The sequence below is a fragment of the Clostridium tagluense genome (assembly GCF_003865095.1).
Lineage (GTDB): Bacteria > Bacillota > Clostridia > Clostridiales > Clostridiaceae > Clostridium_AD > Clostridium_AD tagluense.
Window position 1 is genome coordinate 153128 of record NZ_BHYK01000005.1, and the last position, 18912, is coordinate 172039.

16 protein-coding genes and 1 pseudogene are annotated in these 18912 nt (G+C 30.3%); 10 read left to right on the forward strand and 7 right to left on the reverse strand.

What is annotated here, in order from left to right:
- Positions 1-10 precede the first annotated feature (10 nt).
- The 3 genes from mutL to hfq all read left to right on the forward strand — a co-directional run bounded on the left by mutL (position 11) and on the right by hfq (position 3184).
- Positions 11-1897, forward strand: coding sequence for a DNA mismatch repair endonuclease MutL (gene mutL, locus Ctaglu_RS06250; protein ID WP_185732602.1), 1887 nt, complete (start codon positions 11-13; stop codon positions 1895-1897).
- Between the two features lie 15 nt (positions 1898-1912).
- On the forward strand, positions 1913-2851 hold the full coding sequence (gene miaA / locus Ctaglu_RS06255) for a tRNA (adenosine(37)-N6)-dimethylallyltransferase MiaA (RefSeq protein ID WP_124999161.1): 939 nt from the start codon (positions 1913-1915) through the stop codon (positions 2849-2851).
- Positions 2852-2932: 81 nt separating this feature from the next.
- Positions 2933-3184 carry an RNA chaperone Hfq gene (gene hfq / locus Ctaglu_RS06260; protein WP_124999163.1) on the forward strand — a complete coding sequence of 84 codons (252 nt, stop codon included), beginning with the start codon at positions 2933-2935 and terminating at the stop codon, positions 3182-3184.
- A 306-nt stretch (positions 3185-3490) separates the two neighbouring features.
- Here hfq and Ctaglu_RS06265 read toward each other — a convergent pair whose 3' ends face one another.
- On the reverse strand, positions 3491-4231 hold the full coding sequence (locus Ctaglu_RS06265) for a hypothetical protein (protein WP_124999165.1): 741 nt from the start codon (positions 4229-4231) through the stop codon (positions 3491-3493).
- 508 nt (positions 4232-4739) lie between these two features.
- Between Ctaglu_RS06265 and Ctaglu_RS06270 the strand changes: the two genes are divergently transcribed.
- The 5 genes from Ctaglu_RS06270 to Ctaglu_RS06285 all read left to right on the forward strand — a co-directional run bounded on the left by Ctaglu_RS06270 (position 4740) and on the right by Ctaglu_RS06285 (position 10882).
- Positions 4740-5621: a GNAT family N-acetyltransferase gene (locus Ctaglu_RS06270; RefSeq protein ID WP_124999167.1), complete on the forward strand. Its 882-nt coding sequence runs from the start codon at positions 4740-4742 to the stop codon at positions 5619-5621.
- Positions 5622-5923: 302 nt separating this feature from the next.
- Entirely contained in the window at positions 5924-6076 is a 153-nt protein-coding gene (locus Ctaglu_RS25045; protein ID WP_164943911.1) for a hypothetical protein, read from the forward strand.
- Positions 6077-6260: 184 nt separating this feature from the next.
- Positions 6261-8132, forward strand: a complete 1872-nt coding sequence (locus Ctaglu_RS06275; protein ID WP_124999169.1) for a MutS family DNA mismatch repair protein — start codon at positions 6261-6263, stop codon at positions 8130-8132.
- Positions 8133-8616: 484 nt separating this feature from the next.
- Positions 8617-9390: an RNA polymerase sporulation sigma factor SigG gene (gene sigG, locus Ctaglu_RS06280; protein WP_124999171.1), complete on the forward strand. Its 774-nt coding sequence runs from the start codon at positions 8617-8619 to the stop codon at positions 9388-9390.
- 178 nt (positions 9391-9568) lie between these two features.
- Positions 9569-10882 (forward strand): patatin-like phospholipase family protein, encoded by a 1314-nt coding sequence (locus Ctaglu_RS06285; protein WP_124999173.1) that lies wholly within the window; start codon positions 9569-9571, stop codon positions 10880-10882.
- Positions 10883-11067: 185 nt separating this feature from the next.
- Here Ctaglu_RS06285 and Ctaglu_RS06290 read toward each other — a convergent pair whose 3' ends face one another.
- The 3 genes from Ctaglu_RS06290 to Ctaglu_RS06300 form a co-directional block, all read right to left on the reverse strand.
- Positions 11068-12306 (reverse strand): sensor histidine kinase, encoded by a 1239-nt coding sequence (locus Ctaglu_RS06290; protein WP_124999175.1) that lies wholly within the window; start codon positions 12304-12306, stop codon positions 11068-11070.
- Positions 12307-12825: 519 nt separating this feature from the next.
- Positions 12826-13272 carry an RrF2 family transcriptional regulator gene (locus Ctaglu_RS06295; RefSeq protein ID WP_124999177.1) on the reverse strand — a complete coding sequence of 149 codons (447 nt, stop codon included), beginning with the start codon at positions 13270-13272 and terminating at the stop codon, positions 12826-12828.
- Between the two features lie 121 nt (positions 13273-13393).
- Positions 13394-14104: a Crp/Fnr family transcriptional regulator gene (locus tag Ctaglu_RS06300; protein WP_124999179.1), complete on the reverse strand. Its 711-nt coding sequence runs from the start codon at positions 14102-14104 to the stop codon at positions 13394-13396.
- A 127-nt stretch (positions 14105-14231) separates the two neighbouring features.
- Here Ctaglu_RS06300 and Ctaglu_RS25865 point away from each other — a divergent pair.
- Positions 14232-14363 (forward strand): annotated as a pseudogene (locus Ctaglu_RS25865) (FprA family A-type flavoprotein); the annotation flags it as partial.
- Between the two features lie 50 nt (positions 14364-14413).
- Here the strand turns inward: Ctaglu_RS25865 and Ctaglu_RS06305 are convergent.
- Positions 14414-14713: a hypothetical protein gene (locus Ctaglu_RS06305; RefSeq protein WP_124999181.1), complete on the reverse strand. Its 300-nt coding sequence runs from the start codon at positions 14711-14713 to the stop codon at positions 14414-14416.
- Between the two features lie 310 nt (positions 14714-15023).
- Between Ctaglu_RS06305 and Ctaglu_RS06310 the strand changes: the two genes are divergently transcribed.
- The gene (locus Ctaglu_RS06310; protein ID WP_124999183.1) at positions 15024-16688 is read left to right on the forward strand and encodes a ribonuclease J; all 1665 of its coding nucleotides are present in this window, start codon (positions 15024-15026) and stop codon (positions 16686-16688) included.
- Between the two features lie 86 nt (positions 16689-16774).
- Here the strand turns inward: Ctaglu_RS06310 and Ctaglu_RS06315 are convergent, their stop codons facing one another.
- Together Ctaglu_RS06315 and Ctaglu_RS06320 are read right to left on the reverse strand one after the other, a co-directional pair.
- On the reverse strand, positions 16775-17890 hold the full coding sequence (locus Ctaglu_RS06315; RefSeq protein ID WP_124999185.1) for an amidase domain-containing protein: 1116 nt from the start codon (positions 17888-17890) through the stop codon (positions 16775-16777).
- 15 nt (positions 17891-17905) lie between these two features.
- Positions 17906-18841 carry a M15 family metallopeptidase gene (locus tag Ctaglu_RS06320; RefSeq protein ID WP_124999187.1) on the reverse strand — a complete coding sequence of 312 codons (936 nt, stop codon included), beginning with the start codon at positions 18839-18841 and terminating at the stop codon, positions 17906-17908.
- Positions 18842-18912: the final 71 nt, after the last annotated feature.

Consider the following 18912-nt stretch of genomic DNA (forward strand, 5'->3'; position numbering starts at 1 on the left):
GTGAGTTATCATGAGAATCAATATATTAGAAGTTGAAACTTCTAATAAAATTGCTGCAGGTGAAGTGGTAGAGCGCCCTTCCTCAGTAGTAAAGGAGTTAGTGGAAAATAGCATAGATGCAGGTGCTAAAAATATTATCGTGGAGATTTTTGATGGTGGTCAAAAAAATATAAAAGTAATTGATGACGGCGCTGGAATACATATAGATGATATAGAAAAGGCATTTTTGCCGCATGCCACTAGTAAAATAAAATATGTTGAAGACATCTATAATATACACACCTTAGGTTTTAGAGGAGAGGCACTACCCAGTATTGCCTCTGTATCTAAAACTACATTAAATAGTAGAACTAGAGAATCAACGGTAGGCAAAGAAATATCTCAGTCCTCAGGGGACATACTATACGTTAAAGAAATAGGATGTAATATTGGTACAACTATAGAAGTTAAGGATTTATTTTTTAACGTTCCTGCAAGACAAAAGTTCTTAAAATCACCTCAAAGAGAAGCAGCTTTAATATCAGATATTTTAGGAAGACTAGCACTTGCTAACAATGAAATTTCTTTTAAGCTAATCAATAATGATAAAAAGGGTTTAACTACCTATGGCTCTACAAATCTTTGTGATACCATCAGATATATATATGGCAAAGAGGTTGTAGATAATGTTACAAGTTTCGAAAAGTTGGGAGATATAATGTCCGTTCATGGATATATTGGTAATGCACAAATAAGTCGCGGAAGTAGAAATAGGCAAAGTATTTTTGTTAATAAAAGGTATGTTAAAAGCAGTCTAATTACCGCAGCTGTAGAAAATGCTTTTAAATCTTTTTTGACTATAAATAAATTTCCTTTTTTTCTTATATTTCTGGACATTTTTCCTGAGTATATAGATATAAATGTTCACCCACAAAAAACTGAAATTAAATTTCAAGAGGACAAAGCTGTATTCAAAATTGTTTTTGATGCGGTGCATACAGCAATTGCTGATAGCTTGCGAGGCAATTTCACTATAGAAGAAGAGGATAATGAAAATTATGTTGGAAAAGAAATAGAAAAAAATACCTTGAGAAGTCAAATTTATGATTTTAACAGGATAGTAATAGATGAAAAGGATAAGCAGGAATTAGAAAAACAGGTTCAAATCCCATTAGATTTTAATTATAAAACAGTAAATGCTGAAAGGGATAATTTGTATGGAGGAAATACTTATGAATTACCTAATGAAGATGTGCGTGAAAATGTTAAAGAGAGCTATGTCATTAATTATGATATAAGTAAGGAGCCCTCTGCACATGAAATTTCTAAAATTTCAAAGTTTCCTGAGCTTCGAATTATTGGGCAATTTAATAAAACCTATATACTAGGTGAAGTATACAATGAGCTTTACCTAATTGACCAACATGCAGCTCATGAAAAAATACTGTTTGAGAAATATAAAAGAGAAATTATAAATTCAGAGGTGATATCTCAGATTTTACTTACGCCAACAGTAATGGAACTTAGCCAAGATGATTATGCATACTATGTTGAAAATGAAGAGGTGTTTAAGAATTCAGGTTTTGATATTATAGAATTTGGTGAAAACACAATAAGTATAAAGGAAGTTCCTGTTATACTTGGTATACCAGATATTAAAAATCTCTTTAATGAAATCTTGGATAATTTAAAAAATATGGGCACAGGTAAAACTGTAGAAATTAAGTATACTCGTATAGCAACGCTTGCTTGCAAGGCAGCTGTAAAAGCAAATAATCAGTTGTCAGAATTGGAAATGAATAAGTTAATCAATGATTTAAGATATATTGATGAGCCATTTACTTGTCCTCATGGAAGACCTACAATAATAAAAATAACACTAAATGAACTAGAAAAAAAATTTAAAAGAATACAATAGAGAAAAGGTGAAAAAATGAAAGATTTATTTATTTTAGCAGGTCCTACAGCTATAGGCAAAACGGAAATTTCTATAAAGCTGGCACAAAGGTTAAATGGAGAGGTTATATCAGCGGATTCAATGCAAATATATAAATATATGGATGTTGGTTCTGCTAAAATTTCAAAAGCGGAGATGAGGGGAGTTCCCCATCATTTAATAGATATAATAGAGCCAAGTGAAGGATTTAGTGTGGCAGAGTTTAAAGAAAAGGCTGAAAGTGCTATTAAAGAGATAACTTATAAAAATAAACTTCCAATGATAGTTGGTGGAACTGGGTTTTATATAAATTCACTAATATATAATTATAGTTTTGCTTCATCTAATAAAGATGAAGAATATAGAGATTACCTTACAGAACTTGCAGATATAAAGGGAAATGAATATGTACATAGCTTGCTTAAAGATATCGATGAAGAATCCTACAATAAACTATATCCTAATGATTTAAAAAGAGTTATTAGAGCTTTAGAAGTTTATAAAGTCAGTGGTAAACCCATGAGCGAGTTTAAAGAGGAGCAAAACCTTTTAGATATCCCTTATAATGTACATTATTTTGTGCTAAATATGGATAGACAAAAGCTATACAGTAGAATAAATTCCCGTGTAGATATAATGATGGAAAAAAATTTAATCCAGGAAGTTATAAAATTAAAAGAAATGGGCTATAATTCAGATATGCAGTCAATGAAGGGCATAGGATACAAAGAGATATTATATTATTTAAACCATGAAATATCCTTAAATGAGGCTATAGAAATGATTAAACAAGGAAGTAGAAATTATGCTAAAAGACAACTTACCTGGTTTAGAAAAGATCCACGAATAAATTGGATTAATAAGGATGATTTTAACAATGATGATGAAATCGTAGAATATATTGTAAGTAAGTTAGCTTCTATGAAAAAATTATAAATTACTATATTTTCATAAAATAAAAAGGATTTTTAGGTTGTTTATAGAATATTCTTAAAATACATATTATGGAGGTGTGCTATGAATAAATCTACTAATAATTTACAGGATATAATTTTGAATGGGTCAAGAAAAAATAGAATACCTGTTACTTTATATTTGACAAATGGTTTTCAGTTAAAGGGAAATGTTACAGGGTTTGATAGTTTCACAGTAATATTAAATTGCGATGGAAAACAAATGATGATATATAAACATGCTATTTCTACTATAACTCCATTAAAACCAATATTGTTTAACGACATTTCAGAAGGAAGCCCTTCAGAGGAGTAGCATAAAATTATAAAACATACCTTGCATATTAAGGTATGTTTTTATATTTTTTATGTGTATATTCAAAAAAGCTTCAATTAGCTCTTTTTTAATTTCTCCTGATATTTCAAATAAATATTTACCCAAGATGCCCTACAAAAATTCGCCTAATCTCATCATATTTTATTCTTATATTTTAACGACATTTCAGAAGGAAGTCTCCTACTTCTATAAGTGAGAGTCCTGTACTATAACAAAAAGAAAACTTCAGTGGGAGTCTAAATCTCCTTCTGAAGTCGTTAATATTGCAGCTTCGCAGAAGATGATTTAACAATTATTTTCATATACTGCTTGCTCTATATCCTTTAATGTAATACCTTTATGTTGAAGTTTTTCTAACCAGTTACTATCTTTAAGAATAACAACTATGTCTTCAAAGCTTTTACCTAAATGATCTCCCCATTGTTTGCCTAACGCTTCCTCAAAAGCTTCGGCTATATAAAGGGCCTTTTCAATTGGTAAGCCTACTTCTAATTTTGCTGCTAAATGTGCTAAAACAATATAACTTTTCCACCCTTTATCAAGAAGCTTCCATTTTCCACTATCGCCTGCTATAAAACTTTTCTCCTCTAACACCTGTAAATTTTTATTAATTTCCTCTTCACTAAATTCAAGCTTTTTATAGAAAAAATTAGTAATTACACTATCTTCATTCAACATTAATTCGAGTATTTTAAGAGAAAGTTCATTATTTATAGGTGAAAAATAACTTATAATATTTTCTACTCCTCTTAATAAATATGGTAGGCAGACAGGAGATGCATTTGTTACATACCACCTAGCTTTGCCATCTTCATCTTTTTCCCAACAAGCCATTACAGCTAAATTTTTTTGTCCTCTCTCCTTACATAGCTTCTGAATAATTGATAAAATCTCATCTTGTCCACACACTGCAGAAGAGCATGCTTGAGCGTGTTCTTCTGCAGACATCTCATTTTTCTCAATTTCCTTTAATTTTTTCTTAAGATTATCAATCTCCCATCTAATTTTATATGCTTCATCATTCATTTATATCCTCTCCTTTTATCATCGATAGTGTTAACACTATCTTATCATCACCCTTAATTTAATTTTACTACCATTTTTATGCATAGTAAACTTAAAATGGCATAGAATTGTAATATTAATAATAAAATTAATACTAAATTAGGAGGCACTAAGGATTATCCATTTGTTGAATCAGGGATTTTGAATTAGTGATATTTTAGAAATATAGGCCATCGTGAATCTTAGTATATATATATAATCTTTGAATTTATGATAAATTATGGTATTATTAGAGCGTAAACATAAAGTAGAATAAAAATGCGTGTAAAGAAGAGATCATATATCGTTAATAGGAAGATAATTTTTCAGGAAAGTGAGTCACAGATGAAGTTTGTAGACATAGAAAATTGGGAAATAAAGTTATCACTATCTGTTTAAATTGATGTTACATTTTTGAAAGAGAAAGAGAAGTAGATTAATTACACGAAAACAATAATTTAAATTAAGGATTTAAATAGGGAGGTTAAAAATGCTGAGTTACCGTAAATTTGATAAAGAGAGTGATTATAATATTATGCGATGTATAGTGCAGCACAATTGTGCGCAAACTGGACATTTATATCCCCAGTTGCATATAGGCAATCTAGATTTTGAAAGATATGCCTTCGAAGAAAGTCCAGATATATTGTATAAGACAACATGGTTTGTGTCTGATAACAAAATGGAAATTGGTTTTATCACAGTGGAGAAAGATGAATTTTACATTACCCTTCTTTTAGAATTTGAACACCATACAGAATATATATTGGATTATATAGAACATAATTATTTTATTCACGGGCATACCATCACAACTGGCGCAAATAGTGAGGACAAGCTATTAAGTAATATTTTGGAAGAGCGAGGGTATACCAAAACAGATAGATCTCGTTTTAATGGTATATGTGATTTATCTAAAATATCCATATGTTCGCCATTGCCAGATGGATTCAGCATGCGTCTATCGCAGATGAAGGATGTAGAAAGACGTGCAGAAATATTTGGACTCGCTACCGGAGGAATAGGAACAACAGCAGAAAGATATGAAAGAATGATGAGTTCGCCATCATATTGTTATGCAATGGATTTGGTAGTTCAGACGGATAAGGCAGAGATAATTGCTTACTGTACAATTTGGGAGGACCCTGTCAGTAAGATAGCAATATTAGAGCCTGTTGCATGCGTAGAGGAACATCGACGTAAAGGTATTATGAAAAGTACTTTATTATATGGGATGAACCTACTGAAAGAGCGTGGAACCAAATATATATATGTTGGCACAGGAGGCAATAATATCGCTTCACAGACTTTGTACAAGAGTGTAGGCTTTTTAGAATACGGTATAAACTGTGAATGGCAGAAGACGGTATAATTTTTATTGTTTAACTTTTATAAAACTTTTTTTGAGAATATCTTTTAATTAATACTTCAGGTAGGATAGCTTTTGGGTGGTGTGAGGAGAGTACTCGGAATAAATGCTTATTTGAAAATTACAATTGTATAAATGCTAATTTTATTATTCATAAAGTTATTCATAAACAATTGTAAGAATTACCAAACAAACTTGATGAATCGTACAGGTTATGTCTATAGTTTTTTTAATTGTAGCTATAGTAATTGTTTTCAAAATATGGTACAATAAGTTAATAAAGTAACCTAGTAGGAGGCAACGAAATGAAATTACTTTGTAAATGTGGTAATGTTGAAGATATAAAAACTGATAAGTTGATTGAAAGGTATGAATTTAAAACTATTGATGATGGTACTTTAATTTTAGTCTGCAAAAGCTGTAACGAAGTAGTATTTATAAGGTTAAAGAACAGTTAATTGAACTCTGGGGTAATCTCAGAGTTTTATTTTTACCTATTTTTACAAAAAATGAAGGGAAAGATGGGTTAATGTTGAATTAATATACACCAGAGGGGTGGGATATACATATGGGACATGTTATGGCTTGGGAAACAAGTGAAACAACTAATACATAACAACATTAAAGGAGGAATAGGATTTAATGTCAGCGCTAGAAAAATATAAAAAGAGAAGAACTCAATATAATCTATGGGGTAAGAAGCAACAGAAGCGTATAAATAATATAAGCATCTTACGATTTGCTATTTTTGTCCTAGGGCTTATAATTTTAATGAGAACGTATACTTTGAGAAGATATTATTTATTTGCTTTAGTAGGTTTAGGTACCATTATTTTATTTTGTTATTTAGCCTATTTACATAAAATCATAGAGAATAGAAAAAAATACACAGATGCATTATATGAAATAAATGAAACTTCCATAAAACGATTTAATGGAGACTGGAAACACTTTGAAGATACTGGTGAAGACTTTATAGATGAAAATCATAATTATTCATATGATCTTGACATTTTTGGGAAGGGTTCTTTATTCCAATGGATAAATGTAGCCTATACTTACATTGGAAGACAAAAGCTTAAAGAGATATTTACGGAAAAACCTCAAAATGAACAGAGCATATATGATAGACAATCTGCAGTTAAAGAACTTGAACAAAAAATATATTTTAGACAAAGACTTGAGGCAGAAGGAAAAATAATTTGCAGCAACAAACAGAATCCCAAAGAGCTTTTTTCCTGGATAAAAGAAAGAAATAACTATATATTAAAAAAGCAAGTAATTTGGTTTTTAAGAATTTTTTCAATGGTGACTACGATAACTACCTTAACCGTGGTAGTTAGAATAATGGACTATGTTCTAGCAGCTTTATTTGATATTAATAGAAGTGCGCCAAAAATATTTTATTTAATTCCATATTATATACCTATTTTATTAATTATGATTCAATCCATTGTTCTAAGGATAAAAAAACAAGATAGAATGAAGAATTTAATTATTGCTGAAAAATATAACGATAACATAAAAACATATAGAAATATGCTTAGACATATAGAAAAGCACAAATTTAAATCAGAGTATATTGTGAATTTATGTGAAAAACTTTATGATAATGAGGGGCGAAGTGCGTCTAAACAGATTGATGCTTTTTCTAAAATATGTGAAGTTATAGCCAATAGGCGTAATACGCTATACCCTATTTTAAATCCAATTCTAATGATAGAATATCACTGGACTATTTCTATTGAAAGGTGGAAGATAAAATCAGAGAATGAATTTGAAAAGTGGATTAATACAATAGGGGAATTAGAAGCTTTGTGTAGTATTGCAGTTATCAAATATGATAATCCCTATTGGTGTATGCCAAGGATTGTAACGGGGCCATCAATGATTACAGCTAAAAATATGGGGCATCCACTTTTAGGAGAAAAACGGGTATGCAATAACCTAAAGGTAGAAGCATCACATCCAGTTATGCTTATAACAGGTTCTAATATGTCTGGGAAGAGTACATTTATGAGAACTGTGGGAATTAACATTGCATTAGCTTATGCTGGAGCTCCGGTATGTGCAGAGCAGTTTTATTGTACTATTATGGATCTTTATAGTTGCATGAGGGTAAGTGATAATCTAGGGCAAAGTATATCTTCCTTTTATGCAGAAATATTAAAAATTAAAAATATCGTTAAGGCTTCAAAAGATGAAAAACAAGTACTGTTTTTATTAGATGAAGTTTTTAAAGGAACCAATTCAAGGGATAGACACACTGGAGCTATGGTTTTGGTAAAACAACTAAGTAAAGCTGGAAATCTAGGATTTATATCCACGCATGATTTAAAGCTCGGCGAAATGGAAAATCATAAAAATTCAAAAATTAAGAACTATCATTTTTCTGAATATTATAGAGAGAATGAAATTCATTTTGATTATAAATTAAAAATTGGAGTTTCACCTACAAGAAATGCCATGTACTTAATGAAGTTAGCTGGTATTGAAATAGATGAAAGTAATTAGATGTATATCATGAAAAATTAGTGCTACAAATATGGGGGTATGAGAAAAGTGAACAAAGCGTGGGATACTATTGCCATGGTTTATATCTATGCAACAGGCATTAACATATAATTATCACAAAAATGATACATTAATTAGTATTATTGGTCTTTTTATAACTATGATTGCTTTTATGCAAATAATTTATAAAAGAATAAGAAATAGAAATTAGTTCGTAACCTTCTTATTATGTGGTGTCTTATATAGCCATATGATTAAACCTTGATTTTAGGGACATATAATACACTAATATTTTGAATTTGCTTCTATTATTTGCTTCATGGGCATTAGGAATAGAATATATTAAACCTTCAAATATATCAAAAGGCCAATAAATGTTGAATAAAAAAATTATAAGAAAATGTTTTAGGGTTGTCTGTAGTATAAAAAATAAATCATAAGGACATAATTTAAAAGCAATTACTCTGAAGGGAAGGATGACCTTATGATGTTCAATAAAGTAGAAATATGTGGAGTAAATACTTCAAAATTGCCTGTATTAAAAGAAAAAGAGAAGAAAGAGTTACTATTAAGGATACAAAATGGCGAGTATGAGTGTAGAGAAAAATTTATTGAGGGGAATTTAAGGTTGGTTTTAAGTGTTATAAAGCGCTTCAATAATAGAGGGGAAAATGTAGATGATTTATTTCAAGTAGGCTGTATTGGTTTAATGAAATCCATTGATAATTTTGATTTAAGTCTAAACCTTAGATTTTCAACATATGCAGTCCCTATGATTATAGGGGAAATAAGAAGATACTTAAGAGATAATAACTCTATAAGAGTTAGTAGATCATTAAGGGATATTGCATATAGAGCATTACAAGTTAGAGATAGATTGGTAAATGAAGACAATAAAGAACCAACTATATCTCAAATAGCAAAAGAACTAAATTTACCAAGGGAGGACGTAGTATTTGCACTAGATGCTATACAAGATCCGGTATCTTTATTTCAACCAATTTATCATGATGGTGGAGATGAAATTTATGTAATGGATCAAATTAGCGACAGTAAAAACTCAGATGATAGTTGGCTTGAAAATATATCAATTAATGAGGGAATGAAAAAATTAAAAGATAGAGAAAAGTTAATTTTAAATCTGAGGTTCTTCGATGGAAAAACTCAAATGGAAGTGGCCGATGAAATAGGCATATCACAAGCACAGGTATCTAGAGTTGAAAAAAATGCATTAAAGCACATGAGAAAGTATGTATAGGGTCCCCAAAGTGGGACCCCTTTTTTAATTTTATTTTAACGGTATTTTGGCTTCAACACCTATAGATAAAAAACAAGTAATAAAGTTTTTTAAAACATCTAATTGTAATTATGTACTCTTTTTATTGATATAATATCAATATAGGCTTAAGGAGGAAATTTAATATGAGGAAAAAAGTATGATGAATAATGAAAAATACGGAGTTGTTTTAGGCGGTGGCGGTGCCAAAGGAGCATATGAAATAGGAGTTTGGAAAGCTCTAAGTGAATTGGGGATTTATGTGGAGGTAGTTGTAGGAACCTCTGTGGGCGCTTTAAATGGAGCTATTATGGTGCAAGGAGATTTTGATATAGCTTATAACATGTGGAATGATTTGACCATGAGTAAAATCATTAATTTTGGACAAGAAGGGGATGTATTAACACACAAAAACTTAAGCTTAGTGTCAATTATGAATACTATAAAAAGTTCACTACTATCAGGTGGTATGGATGTCACACCATTAAAAGAACTATTATACAAGGTGATTGATGAAAAGAAAATAAGAGAATCAAAAATTGATTTTGGAATTGTTACTTTTTCTTTAACAGATTTTAAGCCAATAAATATTTTTATAAAAGATATTCCAGAAGGTAGGCTTATAGAATATTTGCTTGCCAGTTCATGTTTTCCTACGTTCAAACCTCAGATTATTGATGAAAAAAGATATGTAGATGGGGGAATATATGATAATATACCCATTTCACTAATATGCGAGAAAAGTAAAAATATCATCATAGTAGATGTTTCTGGTTTAGGTAGGATAAAGAAGGTTGATACAAGTAATAATAAAATTATCTACATTAAAAATTCAGAATATCTTGGAAGAACACTTCAGTTTAGTGAAGAAAGCTCAAAAAACAATATAGAACTTGGTTATTTTGATACTCTAAGGGCATTTGGAAAGACTATAGGAAAACAGTACTACATTGTAGATTGTGAAATTTGTAAGGAGAGCAAGAATAAATTCGCTAATGATTTAGAAGAAAAAGAAATTGAGAAAATATATGCATTTTATGGATCAAATATAAATGAAAGCAATTCAAACATTGCAAGCGGCGTTAAATTTAGATTATTAAGAAAAATAAGAAAATATATAACAGGTGAATTAAATGGACATAGTGTTATTATATCTATGGCCGAAATATGCTCAGAATGTTTAGGAATACATAGAATACAGATATACAGTTTAGAGCAATTAATTGAGGAAATCATGAAGGAATTTGAAAATTATAAGAAAGTAACATTGGAAACAAATAATATTTTTTCAATAAGTAAAGTGGATAGCCTTAATAAGGCATTAGTATTTTATGAACCAGATTTAAACGAAGTATCCCCCTCTATTATTAAAAAAAGAATTTTAATTGCCTTAAGTCAACCTAAATATGCAATAGCAAATTTATTTTTTTCACTATTATTAAATAGAAAATTAAATTCAGTTGCAAATAAATAATGAAAGTTACACCACTAATATTTAGTACAAAAAATAACTTTACAAATAATCCATCGAATATAGTAGGAGAGTTTTTTTCTGCTATATTTTATTTGTGTAAATTAATAGTAAGGTTTATATGAATTAAAAAAGTATAAAACTAATGCATTATGTACCTAATAAAGTAGGGGCATAAAATATGGATATTAAGGAATTTGCATATAAATATCTGAAAGTTCCACTCGTATATTTTCATCTCCACTTATCATTTTGTTATTATCTATCATATTCTCCTGAAGTACTTGTATAGAAGGAAGCATAACTGTAAACTTACTTCCCTTACCAAATTTACTTTTAACGTTTATACTACCACCATGTAGTTTTATAATTGATTTAACTAAACTTAAGCCAACACCCGCACCTTCTGTATTTCTTGATAGAGATTTATCTACCTGTTTAAATCTATTAAATATCATATCTAAGTGCTCTTTTTTAATGCCAATACCATTATCTTTCACTGATATTTCAACAAATTCATTTTTGTCCTTGACATCTACAATTATTTCATCACCCACATTTGAAAATTTTATGGCATTTGATATAAGATTTAATATCATTCTCTCTATCATTTCTGTGTCACAAGCAATAGTTTTTTCTTCTATATCCGTATCAAAAATAATATTTAAACCTTTACTTTCTGTTAAAGTGGTTACAGACATCACTATTCCTTCTACAATTTCCACGATATTGTTATTTGATAAGCTCAATTTAAAGAATCCTGCTTCAATTTTTGATAAATCAATTATATTATTAATAAGTTTGGATAATCTATAGGAATTTAGTTTTATTGAGTAAATATATTTAATAATTGAATCCTTCTTATCCTCCAGTGATCCACTCTTACAGTACATATCAAACAACTGAGCTGCTGAAAAAATAACATTTAATGGCGTTTTAAGTTCATGAGATATGTTAACAAGAAATTCTCCCTGTGCCTTATTTGCAATGATTAACTCTTTATTAGCAATGAGTAGCTCTGCCGCTCGTTTACCTTTTTCTTCATTTTGAAAGGCAAGCTCTTTATTAGCGATGACTAGCTCTGCCGCTCGTTTACCTTTCTCTTTATTTTGAAATGTAAGTTCTTTATTAGCAATGATTAACTCTGCTGCCCGTTTACATTTCTCTTCATTTTGAAAGGCAAGCTCTTTATTAGCAATGATTAGCTCTGCCGCTCGTTTACATTTCTCCTCGTTTTGATATGCAAGTTCTTTATTAGCAATGATTAACTCTGCTGCCCGTTGCGCTTTCTCTTTGTTTTGAAAGGCAAGTTCTTGAATCCTATCTTTGAGTTCCCTAGCTATATTCTTTTTTTCAGCATCTGCCTGCTTGGGATCGGTCATATCTTCTATCATACACAAATAGCGTAGATGTTCTTTATCATTCATATGGAACTACCCTCCATTTTGCTTTTATCTTAATCAAGACTAGTATTTGTCGATGTCAGTATATTTTTTTTAAGTATTTAGTAACCTTTACAAGTAGAAATCAAAGATCTATTGTTTGAAAATAATTAGCATATAAAAAGAATAACAAGAGAAAGTTGAGATGCCAATCTTACATCATATAAGAAATCAGGTGTTTTTTATGGTTGTACTATTTAAGAGGTTAGTCTACACAATATGATTCAAAATATATTTAATCTTTACTATTTTTGAAGCATTATGTTATGATTTACTTAAATATACACATATAACGCTTGCTTGAACATTGCCTATTAGCATACAAATTTTATATGCTAACATTATTAATTGTGAGCATTATTCCAAAATTAGAAATGTACTTTGTAAAATGCTTGAGGAATATATTACCTCTTGGAAAAGAATTTAGTAGTTGTGGTATCTATGGTTATAAAAATAAATGAAGAATAATAACACTTAAAAAATCTAGGTGTTACTATGCTTCATTTATATTATAAAGTCTAAGGTATATTCTGTATTAAGGGTATTGTACTTTTCTACGAGATCTTGTAGTGTTACAGAGTCCATAACTTTATTAATTTGCTCATTAACCTTTTCCCATACCAAGGTGTTTATGCAAACTTTTATGGTTTTATCAAGGCCTAAGGCCCCATCATTATCGCCAGTAATACTTAAGTCACCTTCAAGAATTCTTAGAACTTCTCCTACAGTGATTTTTGATGCTTCTTTTGATAGGGTATAACCACCTTGGGACCCTCTTGCACTTTTTACAAGATTAGCCTTTCTAAGTACTGAGAAAACTTGTTCTAGATAATTTTCTGAGATGGCTTGTCTTTCAGCGATAACCTTTAAGGGAATATAGTCTCCCGATGAATTAACAGCGATATCAACCATTGCCCTTAAACCATATCTTCCTTTAGTAGAAATATTCATGGTAATTTAATTCTCCTTATCTATACTAAAATATACATATAAAGCATAATGTAATATTTATTCATTAAGCTAAATCATACTATAATGAAAAGAATAAGTCAAATTGTGGCTATCTAAATGCTTACTCTACATAGGATTTTAACATATCTAATTTTTCTATAATTAGCATCTTATTGCCTTTATGGCTTATAATGCCCAAGTCTTCAAATATGCTAAGTTTCCTACTTATAGTTTCCCTTGTGACTCCCACATAGCTTGCCATCTCTTCTTTACTAATAGGCAGTTTAACTTGCAAACCCTCTGAAGTGGGAACGCCATATTTTTCAGCAAATTCTAAAAGCATATATGCTATTCGAATTTCAGCATCGTTAGTAGCCAGATTCTGAGCAAGATTTTCAGTTTCACTGAGACGTTTTGTGATTACTTGTAGTAGTTTTAAAGATATTTCAGGATTATTCAGAAGAATTTCATCCATATTTTGCTTTGTTAGTGTACATATTTTTGTGTCTGATATGGCATAAACATCAAAATTATAGGTTTCATTATTGTTGAAAAGACTCAATTCTCCAAAAAAATCTCCACTAGTTAAGATATGAACAATTTGTTCTTTGCCATCTTTCGTGAGCTTTGAAATCTTTACTCCACCTTCATTAATTATAAATAAGGTATCAGATTTATCTCCCGCGTGGCACAATATAGATCCTTTTTTGTAAGATTTATGTCCAGTCATATCTACAATTTTTTTTAGTTCCTTATCAGAAAGGAAAGAAAATATTGGTACTTTTTTAGCGCAGATTGAGGTATTACAATTTGTACAATTACACTGCTTCATATATTTATCACCTACCAAATGTATTTTTTAATTTTTGGTTAACTTATTTTATAATATCATCTTTAACTTAAACTGACTAATTATTATTAATAACCACAGTTTATTTTTTTATATTTTGATTTAAATCATATTGAAAAAATATTATGTAAATAAAGATATATTATGGAGAGGTAAGGTTGATGATAGAAATCTACCATTTCATAGATTTATACTTACTAAGGGGAGCACTTATAATAGTTATTTATTAATTAATAAAAAGCTCATGATTTTTATGAGCTTTTTTTTAAGTGATTTATTAACTTTTTGAAACTATATATTTTCGAATTCATTTAATGTTTTTAACTTGTTCTCAACTTTCATTTTCTCAACTCTTATACTATCTAATTGTTGCATTAGTTTTTTGTTTTCTACTTTTAGTGTTTTGCTAGAATTATGTTGAAGGCCACTCTCCGCAAGCTCTAAAGAATATTGTAGTTCTTGTTCAAGCTTATTTTTATAAGTTTCTTCAAATTCTTTTTCTACCTGAGTTAACTCTTCATTTAAAGTAGTTTTCATACTGTCAATAACCTGCCTTGAAACTTCTGATTTGATTTGTTCTTCAGTTCTCATATTAGTTTATCTCCTTATAGTTTATAGTTTTAACGGTTTTATCTATACTACTAGGGTGCTCATTAATTTTTTTAGTATTCTTTTAAATATTTTTATAAAGTAAGGTAAAGAACAGCTATGGGTTTAAAGATGAATACCTATTTAAATTATAGATGTCAGCAGCATAGAATCTACTTTGAAGCAGTTATTTTTTTTGAAAATACCTTACAATAATAATTATCCAAAAGAAAGGTATTAATTTCATAATATAAGGCAAAATAAAGAAAATGAAATTAATAATTTAATCCATATAAATGAAGGGGAGGATTTAGTGAAAAACGAAGAGTGCATCAAGGTTATTCCATTAGGTGGCCTCGGAGAAATAGGTAAGAATATAACTGCTTTTGAGTATGAGGACGAAATCATTGTTATAGATTGTGGTATCTCATTTCCTGATGAGGAAATGTATGGTGTGGATTTAGTAATTCCAGATATAACCTATTTAAAAAGTAATGCAGAAAAAGTAAAAGGTATTTTTTTAACTCATGGACATGAAGATCATATAGGAGCATTGCCCTACATTCTAAAACAATTGAATGTACCTGTTTACGGTACAAAGCTAACATTAGGAATAGTTGAAAATAAGCTAAAAGAGCACAATATATTATCAGATTGTGAACTTCACAATGTAAATGCAGGAGACATAATAGAATTAAAGAATTTCAAAATAGAATTTATAAGGGTCACTCACAGCATAGCAGACTCCTGTGCTATTGCCATTCACTCACCACTTGGTGTCATATTACATACAGGTGATTTCAAAATAGATTTTACTCCCATTGATGGATTAGTCATGGACCTAGAACGTATTTCAAATTTAGGTAAAGAGGGCGTAATGCTTCTTATGGCTGATAGTACAAACGTGGAACGGGAAGGGCATACGATTTCAGAAAAAGCTATAGGAAAGACTTTAACTAGAATAATTTCTAATGCCGCGGGAAGAGTTATTGTAGCCACCTTTGCTTCAAATATTCATAGAATGCAACAAATTGCAGATGCTTCTGTAATGAATGATAGAAAAATTGTTTTTAGTGGAAGGAGTATGGAGAATATCTCAAAAGTGGCTATGGACCTAGGATATCTTCATATACCAGAAGAGTACATTATAAGAATGGATGATATGCAAAATTACAATAATAAAAACATTACAATAATAACTACTGGAAGTCAAGGCGAACCCATGGCAGGTCTTGCAAGAATAGCTTTTTCTACTCATAGGAAAATTACCATTGAGCCAGAGGACTTGTATATTATTTCTGCATCTCCAATTCCAGGCAATGAGAAACTTATATCTAGAGTAATAAATGAGTTATTCAAAAAAGGAGCAGAGGTAATTTATGAGGATTTAGAAGAAGTGCATGTATCCGGCCACGCCTACCAAGAGGAATTAAAATTAATCCATGCCTTAGTTCATCCTAAATACTTTATGCCAGTTCATGGTGAATATAGACATATAAGGCAACATGCTAAATTAGCACAAGGGTTAGGTATGCAGGGTGAAAATATATTTACTATGGAAACAGGGCAGATATTAGAAATTACAGTTGATGAAGCTAAAATAGCAGGGAAAGTACACACGGGAGCTGTATTTGTAGATGGGTTAGGTGTTGGTGACGTTGGAAGTATAGTGCTTAGAGATAGAAAGCACCTAGCAGAAGATGGGATGTTAACAATAGTAGTTACCTTAGAGCGACAATCTTATAGTATAATTGCAGGACCAGATATAATTACTCGTGGATTCATATATGCAAAGGAATCAGATGAATTGATTAATGAAGTAAAAGAGATTGTAAGGACTGAACTTAATAAATGCTTAGATAATAAAGTCATTGAATGGTATGTATTAAAATCTAACATGAAAAAATCCGTAGAGCGATATTTATACAAAAAAACAAATCGTAGACCAACTATTTTTCCTATTATCATGGAAATTTAAAAAACTGGTGCTATCTACGTGGCAAGTGGCATGTTGGTGGCATATAAAAGCTGAGGGTTTAATCTCCTCAGCTTTTAGTATTTTTATTAATAATGAACTCTAACTAACCAAAATTTAATGCTCTTATCGCTCCACCCAAGATCCCAAGGTACTTTATTTCTATCCGAATTATGACAACTAACCAAGGAATATCCTTTTGAATCTGCCCCCGTCACAACAGAAATATGAGTGATGTCATTTTTCTTTTCATAGGCAACGAAATCTCCTGGCAGTAGTTTATAACTAGCCTTGTATACTTTCTCGTAGCTACCATAGGCAATTATCGATGCTCTGCCACTATTTGTCATGTATCTTTTAAATCCATCCGCATTAAGCCAACCTGTTGTTGCACCATTTTTGTCATAGTTCCAAGCAGAATTTTTTCTAAATTTCCCACCTTCAAAAAGAATTTGTGAGGCAAAGTTTGCACAATCACCACCTTGGGGATTATAGTCAACATATTTTTTGTTATACTTATATTCATTTTCAGCTTCACTTGCAGCACCGCAATATTTTTCAGCATATTCTATAGCCGTGACTCTTCTCTTGTGCAGAGTAGAAAAATCTCTTGCAGTTTGAGATAGTATATGGCTTTTTATTGAATCTACCTTAATATTGTCTAAGTCTAGTGAATTAGCAAAGGGATCTTTATACCACTCTTTAGAAATCACCAAAGATCCGCCCTTACTCATAAGCTGTAAATTGTGATAGGTTCCGATTCTTGAAATATTTTCTATTTCTGGTTGATCTTCATATACATACTTATATTCTGTGGAACACAATAAATAAACAGAAAAATTATCATTACTACCTTTAATTCTTTTTACAATTACTGTTGGTGTAATATCTATAAACTTAACACCTTGTTTTTCTTCCCAATTATTAATATAATCCATCTTTCGTTTTTCATATTCATAAGCCCAAGTTCCATATTTTGTGTCCATGTTATAAATTGATTTAATTAATTCTAAATCACCGCTTAATATAGCTTTGTTTCTGCTTTGAAAAATTTTTTCTATATGACTCGTAACCTCTTTTTTTTCATCATCTGTTGCAGCGTAGGCAAAGTTAGGAGAGCATATTTGCACCAATAAAAGAAGTATTATAAATATAAATAATCTGTTTTTGGACCATTGTAGATTTGACCCTTTAAAAAAATTCATAATATTTTACTCCTATTATTTTATTAATGTATCGATTTTTTCTACGACATTTTTTATATCAAGTTGTTTTAATGGTGCACCTTCATACCATAATTTTGTTGAATCCATACTATTTGTAAAATAGCGTGCTTTTAAAATTATTTCAGGCCTATACTCGAAATGTAGGATATCAAAGTGTGACCATTTACCGCCCCAAACAAAACCGTGGTTCTCAAAGATTTCCACAAGTTCGTTGGCATAGGAGGCTAGTCTTTTTTCACCAGCTTCTTTAGAAGCCCATTTCCAATAATCTCTTTTATCACTAGCAAGATCTATAGCAATTCCAAAAGCATGAGGGCTTAACCTATTTGTGCCTGAAATTACCCGGTAATTAAAAGTACCACTGCAAGGCAAAAGGCAGGTTCTTACCTTTGGGTTTCTTTGTGCAAGGGGCATTACTTCTTTCATAACAGCTTGAAGTGAATCGGCTGCACTATTACTTATATTGAATTGATAATTGTTGTAGCCTACCTTAACTTTTGTAAGTCTAGATTCTATATCTTTTTTAGAAGAACCATAAATTTCCGTCAATAATCCATAGGAACGATTACGACCAGGGTCATAATCTATTTTCATAATAGTTCTAATAGGTGAAAGGGGGTATATTTGCTCTAGGGTATCTTGAAGATCTGGGTTTTCTAGTTTTTCTTGTGAATTTTTTCTTATTTTGTCATCGTACAAGAGCTTCTTTCCAGACCTAAGTACTAAATATACATATCCATTTTTTTCTTCAATATTTGTAATATATTTAGGATAAGCTATCATTAGACATAGTAGGTCTTGCTTCATTGCCACATTATATATAGTAGTATTTTCCTTAGTGGAAATAGCATTTGCAACAGGGGATATTCTTATATTTATCATGATAAAAAGTAAACTAGTAGCAAAAATTAAAGCAAAGTGTTTTCTCATAATAATAGTATCTCCTTTTCAAAAATACTTTTGCTATATATAATTGCCTATGAATTCTTATTATATGTGTG